The sequence below is a fragment of the Bacillus sp. 3255 genome (assembly GCF_031456485.1).
In the GTDB taxonomy this organism is placed as follows: Bacteria; Bacillota; Bacilli; order Paenibacillales; family NBRC-103111; genus Paenibacillus_E.
In genome coordinates this window covers 26,052-42,524 of record NZ_JAVDUS010000021.1, presented here as the reverse complement: position 1 = coordinate 42,524, position 16,473 = coordinate 26,052, and the positions used below count along the sequence as shown (strand labels likewise).

Annotated in this window: 17 protein-coding genes; 5 read left to right on the top strand and 12 right to left on the bottom strand. The window is 45.8% G+C overall.

Annotated elements, in window-relative coordinates; all coding sequences use genetic code 11:
- Positions 1-2 precede the first annotated feature (2 nt).
- From J2X61_RS27635 to J2X61_RS27610, 6 genes are all read right to left on the bottom strand, one after another.
- Positions 3-989: a beta-ketoacyl-ACP synthase III gene (locus J2X61_RS27635; protein ID WP_274471270.1), complete on the bottom strand. Its 987-nt coding sequence runs from the start codon at positions 987-989 to the stop codon at positions 3-5.
- 6 nt (positions 990-995) lie between these two features.
- Positions 996-1,991 carry a phosphate acyltransferase PlsX gene (plsX, locus tag J2X61_RS27630; RefSeq protein ID WP_274471268.1) on the bottom strand — a complete coding sequence of 332 codons (996 nt, stop codon included), beginning with the start codon at positions 1,989-1,991 and terminating at the stop codon, positions 996-998.
- A complete protein-coding gene (fapR, locus tag J2X61_RS27625) occupies positions 1,975-2,589 on the bottom strand; it encodes a transcription factor FapR (protein ID WP_310192527.1) in 615 nt (204 codons plus the stop codon). Before fapR ends, plsX begins: the two co-directional genes overlap by 17 nt.
- A 119-nt stretch (positions 2,590-2,708) precedes the next feature.
- Complete coding sequence (rpmF, locus tag J2X61_RS27620) at positions 2,709-2,882, bottom strand: 50S ribosomal protein L32 (RefSeq protein WP_274471265.1); 174 nt, start codon at positions 2,880-2,882, stop codon at positions 2,709-2,711.
- A 39-nt stretch (positions 2,883-2,921) separates the two neighbouring features.
- Complete coding sequence (locus J2X61_RS27615) at positions 2,922-3,431, bottom strand: YceD family protein (protein WP_274471264.1); 510 nt, start codon at positions 3,429-3,431, stop codon at positions 2,922-2,924.
- An 88-nt stretch (positions 3,432-3,519) separates the two neighbouring features.
- Positions 3,520-4,644: a SepM family pheromone-processing serine protease gene (locus J2X61_RS27610; protein WP_274471263.1), complete on the bottom strand. Its 1,125-nt coding sequence runs from the start codon at positions 4,642-4,644 to the stop codon at positions 3,520-3,522.
- A 126-nt stretch (positions 4,645-4,770) separates the two neighbouring features.
- Here J2X61_RS27610 and J2X61_RS27605 point away from each other — a divergent pair, with 126 nt between their 5' ends.
- Entirely contained in the window at positions 4,771-6,048 is a 1,278-nt protein-coding gene (locus J2X61_RS27605; RefSeq protein ID WP_310192524.1) for a nucleoside recognition domain-containing protein, read from the top strand.
- A gap of 8 nt (positions 6,049-6,056) precedes the next feature.
- Here the strand turns inward: J2X61_RS27605 and coaD are convergent, their stop codons facing one another.
- A complete protein-coding gene (gene coaD / locus J2X61_RS27600) occupies positions 6,057-6,566 on the bottom strand; it encodes a pantetheine-phosphate adenylyltransferase (RefSeq protein ID WP_274471261.1) in 510 nt (169 codons plus the stop codon).
- 20 nt (positions 6,567-6,586) lie between these two features.
- The gene (gene rsmD / locus J2X61_RS27595) at positions 6,587-7,144 is read right to left on the bottom strand and encodes a 16S rRNA (guanine(966)-N(2))-methyltransferase RsmD (RefSeq protein WP_310192519.1); all 558 of its coding nucleotides are present in this window, start codon (positions 7,142-7,144) and stop codon (positions 6,587-6,589) included.
- Positions 7,145-7,671: 527 nt separating this feature from the next.
- Here rsmD and J2X61_RS27590 point away from each other — a divergent pair.
- The 4 genes from J2X61_RS27590 to J2X61_RS27575 all read left to right on the top strand — a co-directional run bounded on the left by J2X61_RS27590 (position 7,672) and on the right by J2X61_RS27575 (position 11,494).
- A complete protein-coding gene (locus J2X61_RS27590; RefSeq protein ID WP_310192516.1) occupies positions 7,672-7,878 on the top strand; it encodes an alpha/beta-type small acid-soluble spore protein in 207 nt (68 codons plus the stop codon).
- A gap of 670 nt (positions 7,879-8,548) precedes the next feature.
- Entirely contained in the window at positions 8,549-9,760 is a 1,212-nt protein-coding gene (locus tag J2X61_RS27585; protein WP_310192513.1) for a copper amine oxidase N-terminal domain-containing protein, read from the top strand.
- Between the two features lie 374 nt (positions 9,761-10,134).
- The gene (locus J2X61_RS27580) at positions 10,135-10,971 is read left to right on the top strand and encodes an ATP-dependent DNA ligase (protein WP_310192510.1); all 837 of its coding nucleotides are present in this window, start codon (positions 10,135-10,137) and stop codon (positions 10,969-10,971) included.
- A 184-nt stretch (positions 10,972-11,155) separates the two neighbouring features.
- Entirely contained in the window at positions 11,156-11,494 is a 339-nt protein-coding gene (locus J2X61_RS27575; RefSeq protein WP_310192733.1) for a YjgN family protein, read from the top strand.
- 47 nt (positions 11,495-11,541) lie between these two features.
- Here the strand turns inward: J2X61_RS27575 and J2X61_RS27570 are convergent, their stop codons facing one another.
- The 4 genes from J2X61_RS27570 to J2X61_RS27555 are packed head-to-tail and all read right to left on the bottom strand — an operon-like array spanning position 11,542 to position 16,465.
- Entirely contained in the window at positions 11,542-12,249 is a 708-nt protein-coding gene (locus J2X61_RS27570; RefSeq protein WP_310192507.1) for a glycoside hydrolase family 73 protein, read from the bottom strand.
- Entirely contained in the window at positions 12,246-12,704 is a 459-nt protein-coding gene (locus tag J2X61_RS27565; RefSeq protein WP_310192505.1) for a phage holin family protein, read from the bottom strand. The genes J2X61_RS27570 and J2X61_RS27565 overlap by 4 nt, the downstream gene beginning before the upstream one ends.
- 29 nt (positions 12,705-12,733) lie before the next feature.
- Complete coding sequence (locus tag J2X61_RS27560; RefSeq protein WP_310192500.1) at positions 12,734-13,672, bottom strand: C1 family peptidase; 939 nt, start codon at positions 13,670-13,672, stop codon at positions 12,734-12,736.
- Between the two features lie 18 nt (positions 13,673-13,690).
- Complete coding sequence (locus tag J2X61_RS27555; RefSeq protein WP_310192497.1) at positions 13,691-16,465, bottom strand: phage tail protein; 2,775 nt, start codon at positions 16,463-16,465, stop codon at positions 13,691-13,693.
- Between the last annotated feature and the right edge of the window lie 8 nt (positions 16,466-16,473).

Genomic DNA, 16,473 nt, shown 5'->3' with positions numbered 1-16,473 from the left:
ACTTACCAGACCATCGCCGTGGCGCCCCAAGTCAAGCCGCCGCCGAAACCGACCAGCACCAGGCGGGTCCCTTCTTTCAATCGGCCCTCTTCCCAAGCTTCTGCAAGTGCAACCGGTATGGAAGCCGCGGACATGTTGCCATATCTGTCGATATTGACGATACACTTGTCATCCGTTAATTCCAATCGGTTCAGCGAGGATTGAATGATGCGCATATTCGCTTGGTGTGGCACCAGCAGGTCGATATCCGACTTGTCCCAGCCTGCTTTGCGCAGCGCTTCGTCGGCCGCGTTCCCCATGATACGCACGGCGAATTTGAACACCTCTGCACCGGCCATGTAAATGTAGTGCAGACGCTGATCAATCGACGATTGCGAAGCAGGATTGCGCGATCCGCCGCCTTCGATCTTGAGCAGCGGTCCGCCTGAACCGTCGGCGCCGAGCTCGAACGATTTGAAGCCTCTGCCTTCCGGCACTTCTCCGATGACGACGGCCCCGGCCCCGTCTCCAAACAGGATGCAGGTGTTACGGTCCGTATAGTCCGTAATTTTGGATAATGTGTCTGCGCCGATAACCAGCGCATATTTATAAGTGCCTGTAGCAATGAAATTAGAGGCGTTGGCCAGTCCATAAACGAAGCCGGAGCATGCTGCGGACAAATCGAACGCCGCTGCCTTCTTGGCGCCCAGCTTCTCTTGCAGAATGCAAGCCGTCGACGGGAATGCCATATCCGGCGTAATCGTCGACACAACGATCAAATCGAGCTGATCGGCCGTAATTCCAGCGTTAGCCAATGCGACCAGCGAAGCTTCATAGCACAGATCGGAGGTAGCTTGTCCCTCTGCTGCGATCCTTCTCTCGCGAATGCCTGTCCGCGTCACGATCCACTCGTCATTCGTGTCGACCATCGTCTCCAGCTCTTGATTCGTCAATATTCGATCAGGTACATACTTACCTGTACCGAGTACTCCTACTGGTATTAGGTTCATGTTGTTCTAATCTCTCTTCCCCTGGCTAATTTCGGCAGATATGGTGCCAACCAAATCATTTTTCAAGGCAATTCTGGCTTGACGCACGGCATTTTTGATGGCATTCGCATCGGATGAGCCATGGCTCTTCAAAACCAGCCCGTCTATGCCGAGAAATGGCGCTGCCCCATGCTCGTTATAATCCAGCTTTTTGCGGAATTGCGTGAGTCCCGGCTTCAGGACAGCCGCAGCAAGCTTCGTAAACAGCGATTTCGTAAATTCTTGCTTTAACGCGGAAAATATAGCGGAAGCTGCGCCTTCCAGCGATTTCAGCATAATGTTCCCGGCAAAGCCGTCGCATACGATGACATCGCACTTCGCTCTCAGCACTTGCGATGATTCGACATTACCGACGAAATGAATCGGGCCTTGTTCCATTAAAGGATACGCTGTTTTTGTTAATTCATTCCCCTTGGCAGCCTCGGTGCCTACGTTGAGCAGGCCTACGCGCGGCTTAGTGACGCCATGCACCTTGGAACGGTAAATACTGCCCATAATCGCGTATTGAAGCAGCTGCTCCGGCGTAGCATCCATATTCGCCCCCAAATCCAGCGCCAGCACGCCGTTGCCGTCCATCGTCGGGATCATCGGCGCCAGTGCAGGGCGTTCGATGCCGGGAATCCTTCCTACGACCAGCAAGCCCGTCGTCATCAAGGCGCCGGTGTTGCCTGCGGAAATCATCGCCTCCGCTTCCTTCTCTTTCACCAGTTTGCCCGCGACGACCATGGAGGCGTCTTTCTTGCGGCGAACCGCCTTGACCGGCTCATCCTCCGCTTCGATAACTTCCTCCGTGTGCCGAATGCTGATATTAGCCGGCTTCTCCGTCAGATGAGCTTCAATTGCCGCGCTGTTGCCGACCAGAATGATATGTACGTCTTTCCATTCCTTGGCCGCCGCCAGCGCTCCTTCTACGACGATCTTCGGGGCATGATCGCCGCCCATCGCATCAATCGCGATCCGCATGCAGCTTCTCCTCCCTCTCTAGGTGTTGCTCCTTCTTCGAATGAAAGATCACGAAATTGCCGCGAAACACAGCCTCATCGCCAACATATGAAGACACTTCAACCCTTGCTTTCCCTTTGGAAACGGAACGCACATAAGCTTTGGCGATACATTTCTCTCCTAACTTTACCGAACGTATAAAGCGGATATCTGCTGAGGCTGTCAAGGCGATCGGATCGTCGATAACGGCAACGGCGAGGGAGTTTGCTTGTGAGAATATATGATGTCCTCTTGCAATTTTGGTTCTTGAGAAAACATGATCTTCTTTAATTTCAAAAATCGAGATACCGCTCTGATCCAGCTGTAAATCGATCACTTCTCCAATCACTTCATCAATGGTCAACGAGCGCACTTGATCGTACGTCTTGACCGCCATAGTCTTCATTCGCTCTCGCAGCTCAGGAATACCTAGCTCCAATCGGTCTAACCGGACAGTTTGGATGCTAACCTGAAACGTTCGCATCAGTTCCTCGTCGGTCATGAAAGGATTGGCTTCAATCGCTTGAAGCAATTGCTGCTGCCTTTGTCGTTTAGGTAGGCGTTCGATGGCTAGCACCACCTTATCTCGTGAGATCTCATCTTATTACCAGATACTAAACTGTAGTATATTAAATTTGGAACCAAAAAGAAAGCAAAAAAAATAGCACCTCACACGAAGATGAAGTACTATGTTTAATCTTATGCTTTTACGATCTCTCTACCTTTGTAAGTTCCGCAAGATTTGCACACGCGGTGAGCCAGTTTCAACTCTCCACATTGTTCACATTTCACCATGCCTGGAACTTCCAGTTTGAAGTGATTACGACGCTTGTCGCGACGAGTTTTGGATGTTCTTCTTTGAGGTACTGCCATTTCAAAAACACCTCCTTATACGAATTTCGGGCGCCCGACTTATTCCTTGTTAAAAAAGTCAGCGAGACCTGCCAGCCTTGGATCAATCTTCTCCTGCTTGCAGCCGCAATCGCGTTGATTGCGGTTCTCCCCGCATACGGGGCAGAGACCTTTGCAAGCTTCGTCACAAAGTGGTATGTACGGTAACCCGACCACAACATTTTCAACAATGTAAGGCTCCAAATCGACTTTATCACCAATGACCAAATGAATATCCTCGTCAAGATCAGGATCTTCTTCCTCTGGCTTCTGCATGAAAACTTCCTCAAACGGAAGCTCGATTGTTTGGTTAGTGTGCGTTAAGCACCGCGAACAGCTTAACTCCAAGTCTAGCGTTAACGTTCCATTAACTTTGACCGCTCCCTCTTCATGCGTAGCAAGAAGATCTGCACGTACGGGACCATGACCCAAGACATCTGTACGTCCTTCGAACGGAGTCGTCAGATTCATCACTTCGGTCATATGAACCGGATGCCCTTTAAGAGCTAGTTCCTTAAAACGGATTAACATGATTTTCACCCCAAACAAACAAAGATTATTATATCCAGTTACATGACCTTTTGTCAATTATAAATCTACTTAACTTATTTCACTTCTTTTATTTCGGAGGCAAAGCTGCTAGAAATTTGAGCGCGTCGTCCATCGTACCGATTTCCACAACTTTCATTTTGGACTTGATCTGATTGGCTCTTGCGACGGCATCAGTATAGTTCAACACCTTCGTGCCGTCCGGATAGGTCACATCCTTGGGTGCAAAGAAAAAGTCCGCTTTCTGACGGTCCGCGGCAATGATTTTATGTTGAATGCCGCCGATCGGTCCCACAGTACCATCCGTTTCTATCGTGCCCGTCCCTGCGATCCGGTACCCTTTCGTAATATCCTCCGGAACCAGTTGATTGAATATTTCCAAGGAGAACATCAATCCTGCGGAGGGCCCGCCGATTTCGCCCGCCTTGATGGAGACCTGCTGGTCCTCCTGATCGGCCTTGACCGACTGCATATCAGCCGGTACGACGCCGATGCCGGCCCGCGGCTCGCCCTGCTCTCCTTCCTGCTTGGGCAGCGCTCCCAGGGTCAGATCGGCCGTCTGCTCGACCTTCTGCCTGGCGTATGTAATCGAAATAGACTCACCGGCCTTTTTACCTTTCAAGGCATCCAGCAAATCTTGCGCCACCTTCACTTCTTTATTCCCGGCTTTCAGAAGAACATCGCCAGGCTTGAGCACCTTCTCGCCGGATAACCCCGGCAGCGTCTGCAGCACCATAACGCCTTCGTGGCTGATATGGAACGGAATTTTGGCATGTGTATAGGCCGCCTGAATCGCGCTTGATTGAGACGTCAGCATGACGTATTCTTGCCGCTGCGTATATTCCTGCTCGGATTCTCCCTTGCGCAGAACACTCGTTTTGGGCTGGATCTCTTCATACGGGTGAAGCATACCGACAATGTAATTCACAATGTTCGCATCGGCGACGCGCACCGTCGTTAGCATAAGCGTTCCTTTCTCCTCGTCCGACGCTTTCGGTATCGTCACCATCGGCTTGATTTCTTCCGCCGTTCCCGGCATAAAGACGAAAAAAGGCAAGCGCACAAAAAACAACAAATAAACAATAACAATTCCGACAAGAGCTGAAACTAAATAGCGTCTGGTCGACGACTGCCTCGGGTAGCGGTAAGAATCATTGGACCAGGTGCGGATCCGATCCTCGTCTTCATTCTCCATGCAGGTTCCCCTCCCTGATGTCTGATTCATTAGGTTGTGTTCTTGTCCCTAGGACAAGCGAAAGCTTGGTCTAAACCTACATCCTCCCGCGTACAAATGAAGCATGTTAAAGGATGAGGTGAAACTATGCGGCCTTCGAAAGTAAAATCCAATCCCAAATTGACGACGCTCGTACTGGGGGCTTTGACAGCCCTAGTGGTCGTGTCTATCATACTATTCCCCGATAAAGCCTTTCAGTCCTCGCTGGAAGGGTTGACGATCTGGTGGAAGCTTGTCTTTCCGGCACTGATGCCCTTCCTCATCTTGACCGAGTTGTTGATCGGATTTGGCGTCATCCAAGGAACAGGCGTACTGCTGGACCCGCTGATGCGAAGGTTGTTCCGTTTGCCCGGCATAAGCGGATGGGCACTGGCCTCCGGTCTAATTGTAGGATTTCCTAGCGGAGCCAAAATTACTGCCACCCTGCACGAAAAAAAACTGATCACACGCTCGGATACCGAACGCGTCACCTCGCTCTCGCATTTATGCAGCCCATTGTTCATGGTTATGGTCGTAGGCGTCGGTTTCTTGCACAGCGCCAAGCTCGGAATCCTGCTAGCTATCGTTCATTACATCACGGCCGCCATCACCGGTATATTGATGAGAATGTTCCAATCACCCGTTCAATCTTCCGAAGACGGGCTTACGATACAAACAGAGCTTGTACCTCCCGGCCCCATCTGGAAGCACGCCATCTGCACCATGCGGCAGGCCTATCTTCACGATGGACGCGCCTTCGGTAAGCTCCTGGGCGATTCCGTCCTCACATCCGTCCAAACCCTTATGCTGATTGGCGGATATATGATGATTTTTTCCGTTTTGATCAATGTATTGACCATCACCCACCTGACAGACGCGCTTAGACCTCTCACTGCGGCTCTGTTAGGCTTTATGAATATCCACACGGACACTGCGCCGCTCTGGATCAAAGGTTTCATGGAAATTCATCTAGGGGCTTACGCCTGGAGTCAAGCCCAGGATCTTGCCCTGCTTCCACAAATGGCGCTCCTCAGCGCTTTCCTCGGCTGGGGCGGACTTTCCGCTCATGCGCAGGTTGCCGGGTTTCAACAGCATACGGATGCGCGTTACAGTTTCTTTTTTCAATCCCGCCTGCTGCATGCCGTTCTCGCCTTGGTGTTCACCATCCTGCTGTGGAAGCCGCTGCAGTTTCTCCTTAAAGATACCGAACCAAGCTTCCTATGGTTGGATGCCCATCCCCATACGGAAGCTCTGCTGCCCGCACTTCTGAATAGCGGTTCCCTCTGGGGAATCGGCACGATGACATTAGTCCCTTTTGCGCTATGTCTTCTCGTCATGCTCACGGTCTCGGCACTGCTTCGAACCTCCGATAAGAAAGCACTCTAGCTTTATTTTTATGTAATTGGTGCAATCGGGTATTTCTTCTGAAGCGCTTCTTCGACCTCTGGCGGAACCAGATCCGTAACCGGTCCGTGAAACCGGGCAATCTCTTTCACAATGCTGGAGCTCAAGTAGGAATACTTGGGCTTGGAGGTCATGAAGAACGTCTCCACGTCCGAATTCAATTTGTGATTCGTAGAAGCCATCTGCAGCTCATATTCGAAATCCGAAACCGCCCGAAGTCCGCGAACAATGAGACGCACATTGCGCTGCTTCATATAATTCACCATCAGATCGCGGAATCCGTCCACTTCTACGTTCGGCAGATCCTTCGTGACTTGACGGATCAGCTCCATGCGTTCCTCCAACGTAAACAAAGGATTCTTGGACGTGTTGTTCAATACCGCTACAATCAGCTTATCGAATACTTTCGCCGCCCTGTGTATAATATCGAGGTGTCCGTGTGTTACCGGATCGAAGCTTCCCGGGTATACCGCTACTGTAATTCCATGTTCCTGTCTCATTCCTGCTGTCCTCTCTTTCTTCACTCTACGGGCCGCTTATAAATCGTCACAGCGGTATCCCCGTAGTCAGCTCTTCGCTGTTGCCGAAATTGGCCGATACCGTCTTCTTGCACATCTTTCGCATCGTGCTCCACAACAATTGTCGTCTCCGCACCTACGATCGCATATTCCTCCATCGCTCCAATCAGATCTGCAATGACCTTCATTTTGTACGGAGGATCCAAGAAAACGAGTTGGAATTGCTGGTCGCGCTTCGCTAGCGCCTTCAAAGCCCGCGCGGCATCCGTGCGGTAAATTTCCGCTTGGTCCTTCAAACCCGCTGCTTGCAGATTATGCTGGATCGTGTCGATGCTCTTCTTCTCGATATCAATGAAGACAGCCTTATCCATCCCGCGGCTTAACGCTTCGATCCCGAGTCCGCCGGTCCCGGCGAACAGGTCGAGCACCTGCCCGCCGTCGAAATAAGGGCCGATCATGCTGAAGATCGCCTCTTTCACTTTATCCGTTGTCGGTCGTGTGCTGACACCGGGTACAGCCTTTAACGGCCTTCCTTTGGCCGTGCCTGAAATCACTCTCATCTTGCATTTTTCCCCTTCTGGCTGTTCATTCTTTTGCTATCGTACCACAAGCGTTATGCCGACACAAAAATTTTATGCCGCCGATGTATAAATTTCCTGTAAAACGGTCATCCTTGAACTATCGACATCAGAGAATGTCGTAGACAACCGCGGAGAAGACTTACGTTTCCCCATAAGCTCTTCGTCCGGTTTCTCCTCTCCCATGAGACGGCCCGTAAAAGGGCCGTCGTTATTATTTTATAGTACAGATTTCACAAACCCTTATGATATAAGGGTTTATTTGTATATAACAGAGTTGTTTTTACTTATAGTACAGTATTATATTTTTCTTATTGGGGACGGTTTGGGGACGAAATTTTTCAAAATAAAATAAATTAGAACTATCTATAATATTACGGGTCATTACATTTAAGATTAATTATTACTGTTCAATTTCAATTATTTTGTTTAGATATTAATTTGATTGCATAAGAATTCCTTCCACTCCACATTCTATTAATACACCAAGAAAAGGAGTGATTTTCTCCATGGCAAACAATAACACACTAGTTGTCCCTCAAGCAAAAGCAGCTTTAAATCAAATGAAATTTGAAGTAGCTCAACAATTGGGAATACCTTTACAACAAGGATACAATGGAAACCTCGCTACACGCGATGCAGGCTCTATTGGTGGCGGTATCACAAAAAGATTGGTACAAATGGCTGAGCAGCAACTCCAAGGCTTTCAACGCTAATCTTAGTATGTAGAAGCAAACTTGCAAAAAAAGACTTCTAGTCACCTATCCTCCTTATGGTGCAATGAAGTCTTTTTATTTTTCCGTTTTTTATCACTCAAATAAAACATCCTAATACTTCCCAATAAAGGAACTATTATTAGAAGGTGGAGGATCAACCCAGCCTTTCAGAATAAGGATACTGTATACATTGGCTCCATCCCATTCAATATAACCAGCTGCCTGTAATTGGTTAAGGATAAACTGTATTTCTTTTCCGTTTTTCCCCGTCTTTACGCTCAGTTCTTTTAGCGTAGGTAGACGCCTCTGTATAGCGGTGAAATTCCTAAGTATTGCAAGCACTTTTCTCTCGATGTCTCGAAGCATTGTTTTCACCTCGAGATTATTATATGCGAACAATATGCGAACGTAAACATTGGAAATCTCATATATACATTTGGTTATACTTAGTAAATAGTATGAAGTAGCACTTTTAGAAATATGGTACCAACGTCACACATTTGCACCATTGAATAAACACTATATCGATTTTTTATTTCGGACTTTTCTTTGGATAAGAATGGATATATACTTAGTAAGTTATTTTCTTATATTTAATGAAGGGAGTTATTGGGGAGAGCATTCGTTTTCAGTAAGTTTTATTTTACAAACTATCAAAGGAGTTTACAGCATGAAGAACAAGAAATGGATTGCAGTGTATGTATTATTATTAACTTTAGTTTTATCATTGACCTGTCCTACAACTAAAGTAAAAGCTGGTTCTGATGTTTCGGTCTTACTGAATGGACAGAACTTGAACCTTCAACAAAAACCAATTATTCAGGATGGAAACACTTTAATTCCATTACGAAGTATCTTTGAGGCTCTCTTAGCTGAAGTTTCTTGGAACGGTGAAACACAAGAGGTCTCAGCATTTAATGTAGATAAAAGCGTAAAAGTAGAGTTGAAAATTGGACAAAACTTGGCTTTAGTTAATGGAAATAAATACGAGTTAGAAGTTGCGCCACAAATCATTAATGATTCTACATATGTACCACTACGTTTTGTGAGTGAAGCATTTGGTGCAAATGTTGGTTGGGACGCGAATGATTACTCCGTTTCAATTGAATTAGATATATATAATAAACGAAATGTCATCGTTTATGAAACTCCTGAATTAAAAGTAACACTTTTGGGCGATCGCCTAAATAGAGTTGGAACAGTTGGAAAAGAATTTCTTTATTTTAAAATCGAGGGAAGTAATCGGCACGAGGCGGCAATGGGAGACTATAGGATGGTTTACCAACAGGGCTTTGCTGATACTCCAGAAAAATTAGAAAAAGAAATTAATTATGGTTCTTACATAATTAAAGTTATTAGCCTCTCAAATTATGCACCAGGTATTCCAGATAGATTTGATTACCGTAGATCAAATGATCAAAAATATCAGTCTTTTCCACTTGAACCTACACCTACAAAAACAACTTTACCGAAGCTAGAGATGCTAGAAAAGAGAGAAATAACATTATCAAAACCATTAGAATTTAAATATGATCGCTACGACGCTTTATTTAAAATTTCTAAAATTAGCTTTGATGAATATCGTGTATTCTTAAGTGGTGAAGTTACACCAAATGATGACTTGGAATTTGATGCAAACGTAGAAATTGTTTTCCCGGATACCGGGATCCATTACTGGGGAGCACTTACTAGGAATACTTTCATAAAAGATTACACAGTCAAAACTGCCTTTAGAGTTGATAATTTCAATCTTGCGGAGACTCCAAAAACAAAGTACCTTGAAATAATTGAAGAGTGGACCGGGTATAAGGCTGTTATTAACATTGAAACTGGAGAAGTTTTAGAAGTGACGCATGTTGAACCGCGTGTTCATGGTGTATGACAACTAATAGATCTACAACTAGAACTTAAATTCAGACAAGTCTTTCGAACTAGTGGTTGAGAATGAGGTACTTAGAGCAGAATAGCTTAGAATACAATAAAAGCCTTCGGTCTTAAGACGGAAGGCTTTTATATTTATCACTACACTTCAATACCATTTTGTCGTGCGAATATAACTGTATTTAACCAAGTAAGCTCAGAATGTGCCGACCTCCGAGTATATACTTTTTCAGCCCATGAGTAATCTGAGATCAATCCCTTACTATAAAGACCATCCAAAGCATTTCCAAGTAGCTGTGAAAAATCTGATTTCCTTCATGTTCCAATAGTCAGTTATTTCTCTAAGGTGTACCATTATTATGGGTGATTAAGAAAATGTTTATTCCACCAATGCTTCTCCAATATGCCAAAAACAACGAGCCGTTTGATTGTAGTTCCATTTTCGCCGAATTGAAGTGGGATGGCATTCGATTGATTGTATCGAATATGGATGAGCTTAATCTTTATACAAAGAACACGAATGCAACTGCAAAATATCCAGAGCTTCATAATCCACCGATTCCAAAAGGAACTATTCTTGATGGTGAGATCGTAGTCATTGATGAGCAAGGTCGTGCCGATTTCGAGTCAACAAATGCAGGTTTCCGATCAAGTAAGAAGCGTAAACCAGTCGTATACATGGCCTTTGATATCTTATATTACCGTGGTGTGGATGTTACCGGTCTGCCGCTCGAGCAACGCAAGAAACTGCTTGAAGAAACACTTCAGGAAACCGATCACTATAGAATTGTTCGGCCGATTAAAGGTAGTGCAAAGGATTTTTTCAAGATAGTTTGCCAGCATGGACTTGAAGGTATTGTGATTAAAAAGAAAGATTCGAGATATGAAAAAGGAGTACGCTCCTGGTCGTGGCAAAAGGTGATCAATTATCAGAATGCTGAGGTCTACATAACTGGGTACAGCAAGAAGGAATCCTCTTGGTTGCTCGGATATCCAGAGGGAGATCGCATCCGCCCGATTGGTACGATGGAGCTCGGGATCACTCAATCTGCTCGTGAATCCATGTGGCCGGTGTTTCAGTCATTTAAAAGCGGTGAAAGCAAAGATCACGTATATGTAAAACCTGTGGTCCGATGCAAAGTGAAATATAGGGATTGGTACAAGTCGGGTGCGATGCGGCTTCCGGTCTTTGAGAAATTTATAATTAAATGAGACAGCGACGAACTAAGACGTGAAAATAAAAGTGTCATAGCTAAAAAAGGAAAATAGTTCTAATTCGATTATGGTAAATTACGTATGGTCAAAAAGCCCATTTTGTTGTTAGACTGTATACGACAAAAAAATCTCTAAATAATACAAAATTATCAAAGGCAGGCGGATCTACGTGAGTGTTGTAATGAATGTAAATGCGGGACAACAAAATGAAAGAATTGAGCTGAATTCCTACTTTGACGGCGGGCTTCTACAGTTCATTGGCTGGAATATTATAGGGGCAATCGTGACCTTATGTACTTTAGGTATTTGCTACCCGTGGAGTTTGACTATGCTTTATAAATGGAAAATTGAACATACCGTTGTGGACGGGAGAAGACTCCAGTTTAATGGGACGGCAATTGGCTTGTTTGGGAATTGGATCAAATGGTGGTTATTGACGATTATTACCCTTGGTATCTACGGGTTTTGGTTGTTCATTGCTTTAGAAAAATGGAAAGCGAAGCATACAACATTCAAATAAAAAAAGCCCTCAATCCTTTTATTATAAGGAAAGAGGGCTTTAATCATCTAAATGAGTCCTTTACGATGGATGATAGTGATTAAACTGTAGAAGTCGTGGCTGCGTCCTTCTGGGGAATCGATTAGCCCGTAATGTACAGCTGTAGCAACGGCCCTTTCGGCCCATTCAGGTACCGGCATACTCGCAGTCTTTTCAAGTGCGTTAATCTTTTCAATGTGCGCCTCTGCAGTTTTCAGTAATGTCAACTGTTGACTCTCGAGAGTCGATATCTGATTTTGTAACTTCTGAATAACTTCCTTCATATAATAGGCCTCCTGGTCGTATGCATTAAACTTATTGTTTTCTATTATTTCTATCAGTTTTGCGGCATACTGCGGATCCGTCGCATAGTTGGCTGATTGTAATGCACGGGCAGCTCCCTGGTAATCTCCTTTTGTACAACAATCGAAGAACCCCGCCTTCCGGTATCGAGAATTTTGTAAGAGAAATTCAGAATGATCCTTTATGCTACCAATCCAGTCATTGTATACACGGAAACCAGTCTCAATGCTAACCCATTTCCCATTAATAAACTCTTTAGTGGTTTGAGTAGTGCCACTGCCCTTAATTCCAAACAAATTATTGCCAGGGGCCGATTGGCCCCATGCACTTTCCAGGCAAGCTTGAGCAATAGTAATACTTGCAAGTACACCAGTTTTTATCATATCTTCAACTGCTGCAGGTGCAATTTGCTCAATAAAACTTTGTTTGGTCATTTCTGACCATCGCCTTTCTGTTTTAATTGCTCAAGCATGTTTTGGATAGCTGGCGGCCATGGAACACCTAGTGTACCGAAGTTCTCAATAAGAGATAACCCTTCACGACCAGCATAAAAATAAATGGCCAAAGTTCTGAAAATCGGTGCATCTCCACCAATAAACTGATCTAGCTGTACTGCTAAAAATACAACAAGCAGAACAATCCCTTTACGAACCCCACCCCAAAACATGATATCGCTGTTAACTTTCTTTCCTTTAATACCACCGAGAACTCCGGACACATAATCAGCAATCATCAAATAAACGAGGAGTTGGATCGCAATATCCCAACCTCCCATTGCAGCCGCAATAAACGTGCCGGCCGTGGCGATAATACCTCCAAAGGCTGATTCTTTTCCCGTTGCCCCGAAAGCTGCTGAAGAGATGTTTGAGAGAATAAATTTAATAGACATATTTACTACCTCTTTCTGCCTTTTTGGGCTTAGTTATTCTGCAAACAGGCCGCAAATTTTTTGAAACCTAAAAACACATACTCAAAATCTGCATTTGTGAGCTGCCCGGCATTATACTTCTGCTCGAACGTTTGCCAAAATTCAGGACTGTTGAAGATTTGCTCTTTAATGAGGACTTCGACTGCTTCAGAGAATGTCATTGTGTCCGGGTTAATCTCTGCTACGGCCGTCCACATGTCGGTACAGAATCCGCCTGTAAAGAAAGACTTAGGAATCCAACAGTATCCAAACTGCCCCCAGGACGTTCCCCAACTATTGCGCACGAGGATATATTGAATGCCATCATTGAAAGTCTGATACCCACACGCTAGAACCGCATGGCCTCCGAGGAATGTTTCCTTCTTTGTATCCGGTACCGGAACCATTCCCGTATTCCGAACAACCGAGCTCTCGAAGCTGTTGTAAATGCTAATTCCAAGCACGACCGGTTGACCTTGTGCGAGGGCTGCCAACATATCATCATAGGTCATAACGCGGTGATACTCTGCGATTTTGAATTCACCTGCGCGCGCGTGAGCCTCGTCAGAAGGTCTGTCGCGGTATTTCGTTTCAACATACGGCCATAGAGATTCAGGCGGGCATCCGACCTGCTGGAGCACTTTAAACCCATCCCTGAGATATGCACCGGAGTCCTCGTTGATTGTTCCTTCGATCTCGCGTTCTTTCCAGTAATGAAAAAGACGGCTCAACCGTGTAAGAGGCTTGCCGTCATTGATTAACTGATATTCTCTTAGTCCGCTCACAATTGCGTTCGATGTGCAGCTTCCCAGGCTTAGCTGATCGACAACCGGGGAAAGCTTGCTTCGAAGATCGACTCTTTCCGGAAGGCTGGATACTTTCATCCTCGCCTTGAATTTGTAATCCTTTGGATCTACCGGATCGGGTTTCAATGAATATTTTTTGTTCATTCTCAATTCGCCTCCGTTTTATGCTGCTATGATTGCGTTGCGTAACTCGATCCAGTGTTGGCCCTTGCGGTCCTTTGTCGAATCAATAATTGGATCTGTCGGCCAGGTTGGCGCCGTAACGAATAACGCCGTATAAATGTCCTTGATTGCCTGACGTAACTCAATAATGTGAGTTGCTTTAACGTCTGTCGCTGCCGGATCATTCCAATCCTTAATTACTGCGTCGGTCCATACAACAACGGCTAGGCCGCGGGCCTGCCTTACCGCGTTTGTTTTCGTGCGCAAATCGTCAATTGTTCGCTTACTGACGGCCGTGTCGTCCGCCGCAAGTGTTGTTGGATAGGTTACGGCCTGGATCGTAAAGGCGGTTGTCGTGCTCCATGTTCCCCATTCTTTTCCGTCGTGTGATCTCGCCCTAACATATTTGGTTCCCGTTCCTAGATCAATTACCGGAGAATATGCAATTGCCGTTCCTGAAGGAACGCCCGCCGCCGTACTCCATTCCCCAGGTTTTGCCGATCTAGTGGAATCCACAATATTTGTTGTGAATGTATTCGACGAACTAATTTGTATTTGGAAATCTGTTAATGTGGCGTCATTCGCATCCGTCGGCGTGAATCTGATCTTAGGTCGTTGATTCAATATGCTGCCACTGGACGCCAAATTATTAATGGTTGAAACGGCGTATGTGTTGGTTGTGAATGTCGTATAGTTTAGCGTGCTAACGTTCCCGGCATTATCCGTATATGTTAATCCCCATCGGTATTGCGTCCCAGGCGTTAACCCGGTGAAACTGTACGATAGGCCGGTGACGCTTTTCGGGTACCCTGTCGCCGTCACCCATGTTGTTCCGTTCCAAATTTGCAAATATAGTGTTGTTAGAAGCAGGCCTGAAGTCAATCCGGCCGGGCCGTCCGAAAAAGCGGACCAGGAAACGCCGTTAGACGTTGCGTAAAGTACGCCATTTGTTTGCGTTGGTGCTGCCGGCGCTGTTCGGTCAATGATGAACGCGCCTCTTACCGGCCAATTAGCCGCATTGTTTCCGGCATTATCCCGAACATAGAAGTCAACTAAGTAAGTGTGTTCAACGGTAATAGGAACGGCAAATGTTTTAGTCGCTCCGCTGCCTGTGACTTGTCCTATGCATTGCGTCCATGATGCTCCGTTATTGTTCGAATAGTAAGCATCATACATAATAGCGCCTGAAGTTGCGTCGGAAATATCGACCGAAACATTTTTTGTTGTCCCGCTCGCTTGGTTTGAATATACCGCGCCCACATTTACGGCGCTAACGGTTGGCGCTACGACATCATATCCGTATTGTTCCCACGCCCAATCACTTTGAACGTCACTGGAATCCCATGTTTTAATTCGCACCCAGTTTTGCCCTACATTTGACCAACCCATAGCATGAGACTTAGCGCCGCCCGCAACTTTTCCCGTATCATAATCGACGGTCGCCCAGTTATCTTTTGACCTTTGCAATTGCCAAGCGCTTTGGCTGTCTCCTGCATCTGGGTCGTTGAACGTCCATGTATAGGTAGGGTTAACGTTGAACCACGCCCCTAGCCACTTACCATTTGAAATTGTCGGCGCATTTGGTGCTGTGTTGAATGATCTTGACCACGTGTATACATAGGGGTAACTCGTATTCTGATACGTCGCAAATGCGGCTACTGTTTTCTGCGTTGATGGATTCGACACAAATCTGTTATATAATGATCTTTGTGTGTCGCCATTTAACATCGGCACCCCTGTGCCGTTATTAATTAGTTGGGTATCCCCTAACACAAGTGCCCCCGCCGTATTAACTAGAACCAACCATAACCCGCCTGTAGTGGTTACATTGTTGTAGAAATAGAAGATATATATGTTACCATCTCTACCTAGTTGTGCGCCCGCTATGGTTCCGGCGTTACCTATTGCTGTAGGCGCTTTTACTTGCGTGAAAGACATTGTTCCCGTAGGTGCGCTGTTCGTTTTATGGACGACAAATTGATTTGTCCCATTATAGGAAACGGCATATAAATAGCCGTCAGTATGAGGAAAAGCTGCAAACATAGGGTACGGAATACCTGTAGTTGATCTACCTATCAGGGATGTCCCGCCTAACGGAACTGTATATACAGCGGAGTTTCCGCCATGAAGGAAGAACAGAACATACCCTTGGTACTCTACAATTGTCCTTGCAAAAACTTGTCCTGAATACATTGCAGGCGTGCCACCAGTAAGGTCGGTTTTGAAATTATCGCCCGCGCTTCCATATGGAGCCGATTGGAGATATGAATAGTATTCATCATTATCTGATCCTGAATAGTTCCTCCAAAAGAACCAACTTACATAAACGTTGTTATCCGAAGCAAAAAGGATGCTGTAAGGTCGGCAACCATCCATTGAGCTACCCAATGTACGGAATGCCCACATACCGGACGCACCTGCTTCAAGGTTATCCACTGTCGCCCCTTGTGAGACTACAGAGAAATCTAACCCAGTCAAGAAAGTGCTTGTCTGCCACGTCCATGTTCCCGTGATGGCTAATTTCATGCCCTGTGCGGAGATAAGTAAGTTCGTATAGAACGACCAACTGCTATGTCTCATTCTACAAAAAAGAGAATTGTTTGCGCCATTATCATAAGATCGATACACTTGCAAATATCCGTAATTAGTACCTGATGGGCTTACAACATAAACCAATGTGCCGTCTGATAATTCCGCTATGTTTGACATTTGACTTGGTTGCGCGTTGGCCCCTTGTGCGTCTTTCATGAGCGTGGTTGAAGTATAATCTGCCATTCAAATTC

Coding starts and splice junctions, on each gene's coding strand:
- J2X61_RS27635 (WP_274471270.1), bottom strand. CDS start 989: ATGAACCTAATACCAGTAGGAGTACTCGGTACAGGTAAGTATGTACCT.
- plsX (WP_274471268.1), bottom strand. CDS start 1,991: ATGCGGATCGCGATTGATGCGATGGGCGGCGATCATGCCCCGAAGATC.
- rpmF (WP_274471265.1), bottom strand. CDS start 2,882: ATGGCAGTACCTCAAAGAAGAACATCCAAAACTCGTCGCGACAAGCGT.
- J2X61_RS27615 (WP_274471264.1), bottom strand. CDS start 3,431: ATGTTAATCCGTTTTAAGGAACTAGCTCTTAAAGGGCATCCGGTTCAT.
- J2X61_RS27610 (WP_274471263.1), bottom strand. CDS start 4,644: ATGGAGAATGAAGACGAGGATCGGATCCGCACCTGGTCCAATGATTCT.
- J2X61_RS27605 (WP_310192524.1), top strand. CDS start 4,771: ATGCGGCCTTCGAAAGTAAAATCCAATCCCAAATTGACGACGCTCGTA.
- coaD (WP_274471261.1), bottom strand. CDS start 6,566: ATGAGACAGGAACATGGAATTACAGTAGCGGTATACCCGGGAAGCTTC.
- rsmD (WP_310192519.1), bottom strand. CDS start 7,144: ATGAGAGTGATTTCAGGCACGGCCAAAGGAAGGCCGTTAAAGGCTGTA.
- J2X61_RS27590 (WP_310192516.1), top strand. CDS start 7,672: ATGGCAAACAATAACACACTAGTTGTCCCTCAAGCAAAAGCAGCTTTA.
- J2X61_RS27585 (WP_310192513.1), top strand. CDS start 8,549: ATGAAGAACAAGAAATGGATTGCAGTGTATGTATTATTATTAACTTTA.
- J2X61_RS27580 (WP_310192510.1), top strand. CDS start 10,135: ATGTTTATTCCACCAATGCTTCTCCAATATGCCAAAAACAACGAGCCG.
- J2X61_RS27575 (WP_310192733.1), top strand. CDS start 11,156: ATGAATGTAAATGCGGGACAACAAAATGAAAGAATTGAGCTGAATTCC.
- J2X61_RS27570 (WP_310192507.1), bottom strand. CDS start 12,249: ATGACCAAACAAAGTTTTATTGAGCAAATTGCACCTGCAGCAGTTGAA.
- J2X61_RS27565 (WP_310192505.1), bottom strand. CDS start 12,704: ATGTCTATTAAATTTATTCTCTCAAACATCTCTTCAGCAGCTTTCGGG.
- J2X61_RS27560 (WP_310192500.1), bottom strand. CDS start 13,672: ATGAACAAAAAATATTCATTGAAACCCGATCCGGTAGATCCAAAGGAT.
- J2X61_RS27555 (WP_310192497.1), bottom strand. CDS start 16,465: ATGGCAGATTATACTTCAACCACGCTCATGAAAGACGCACAAGGGGCC.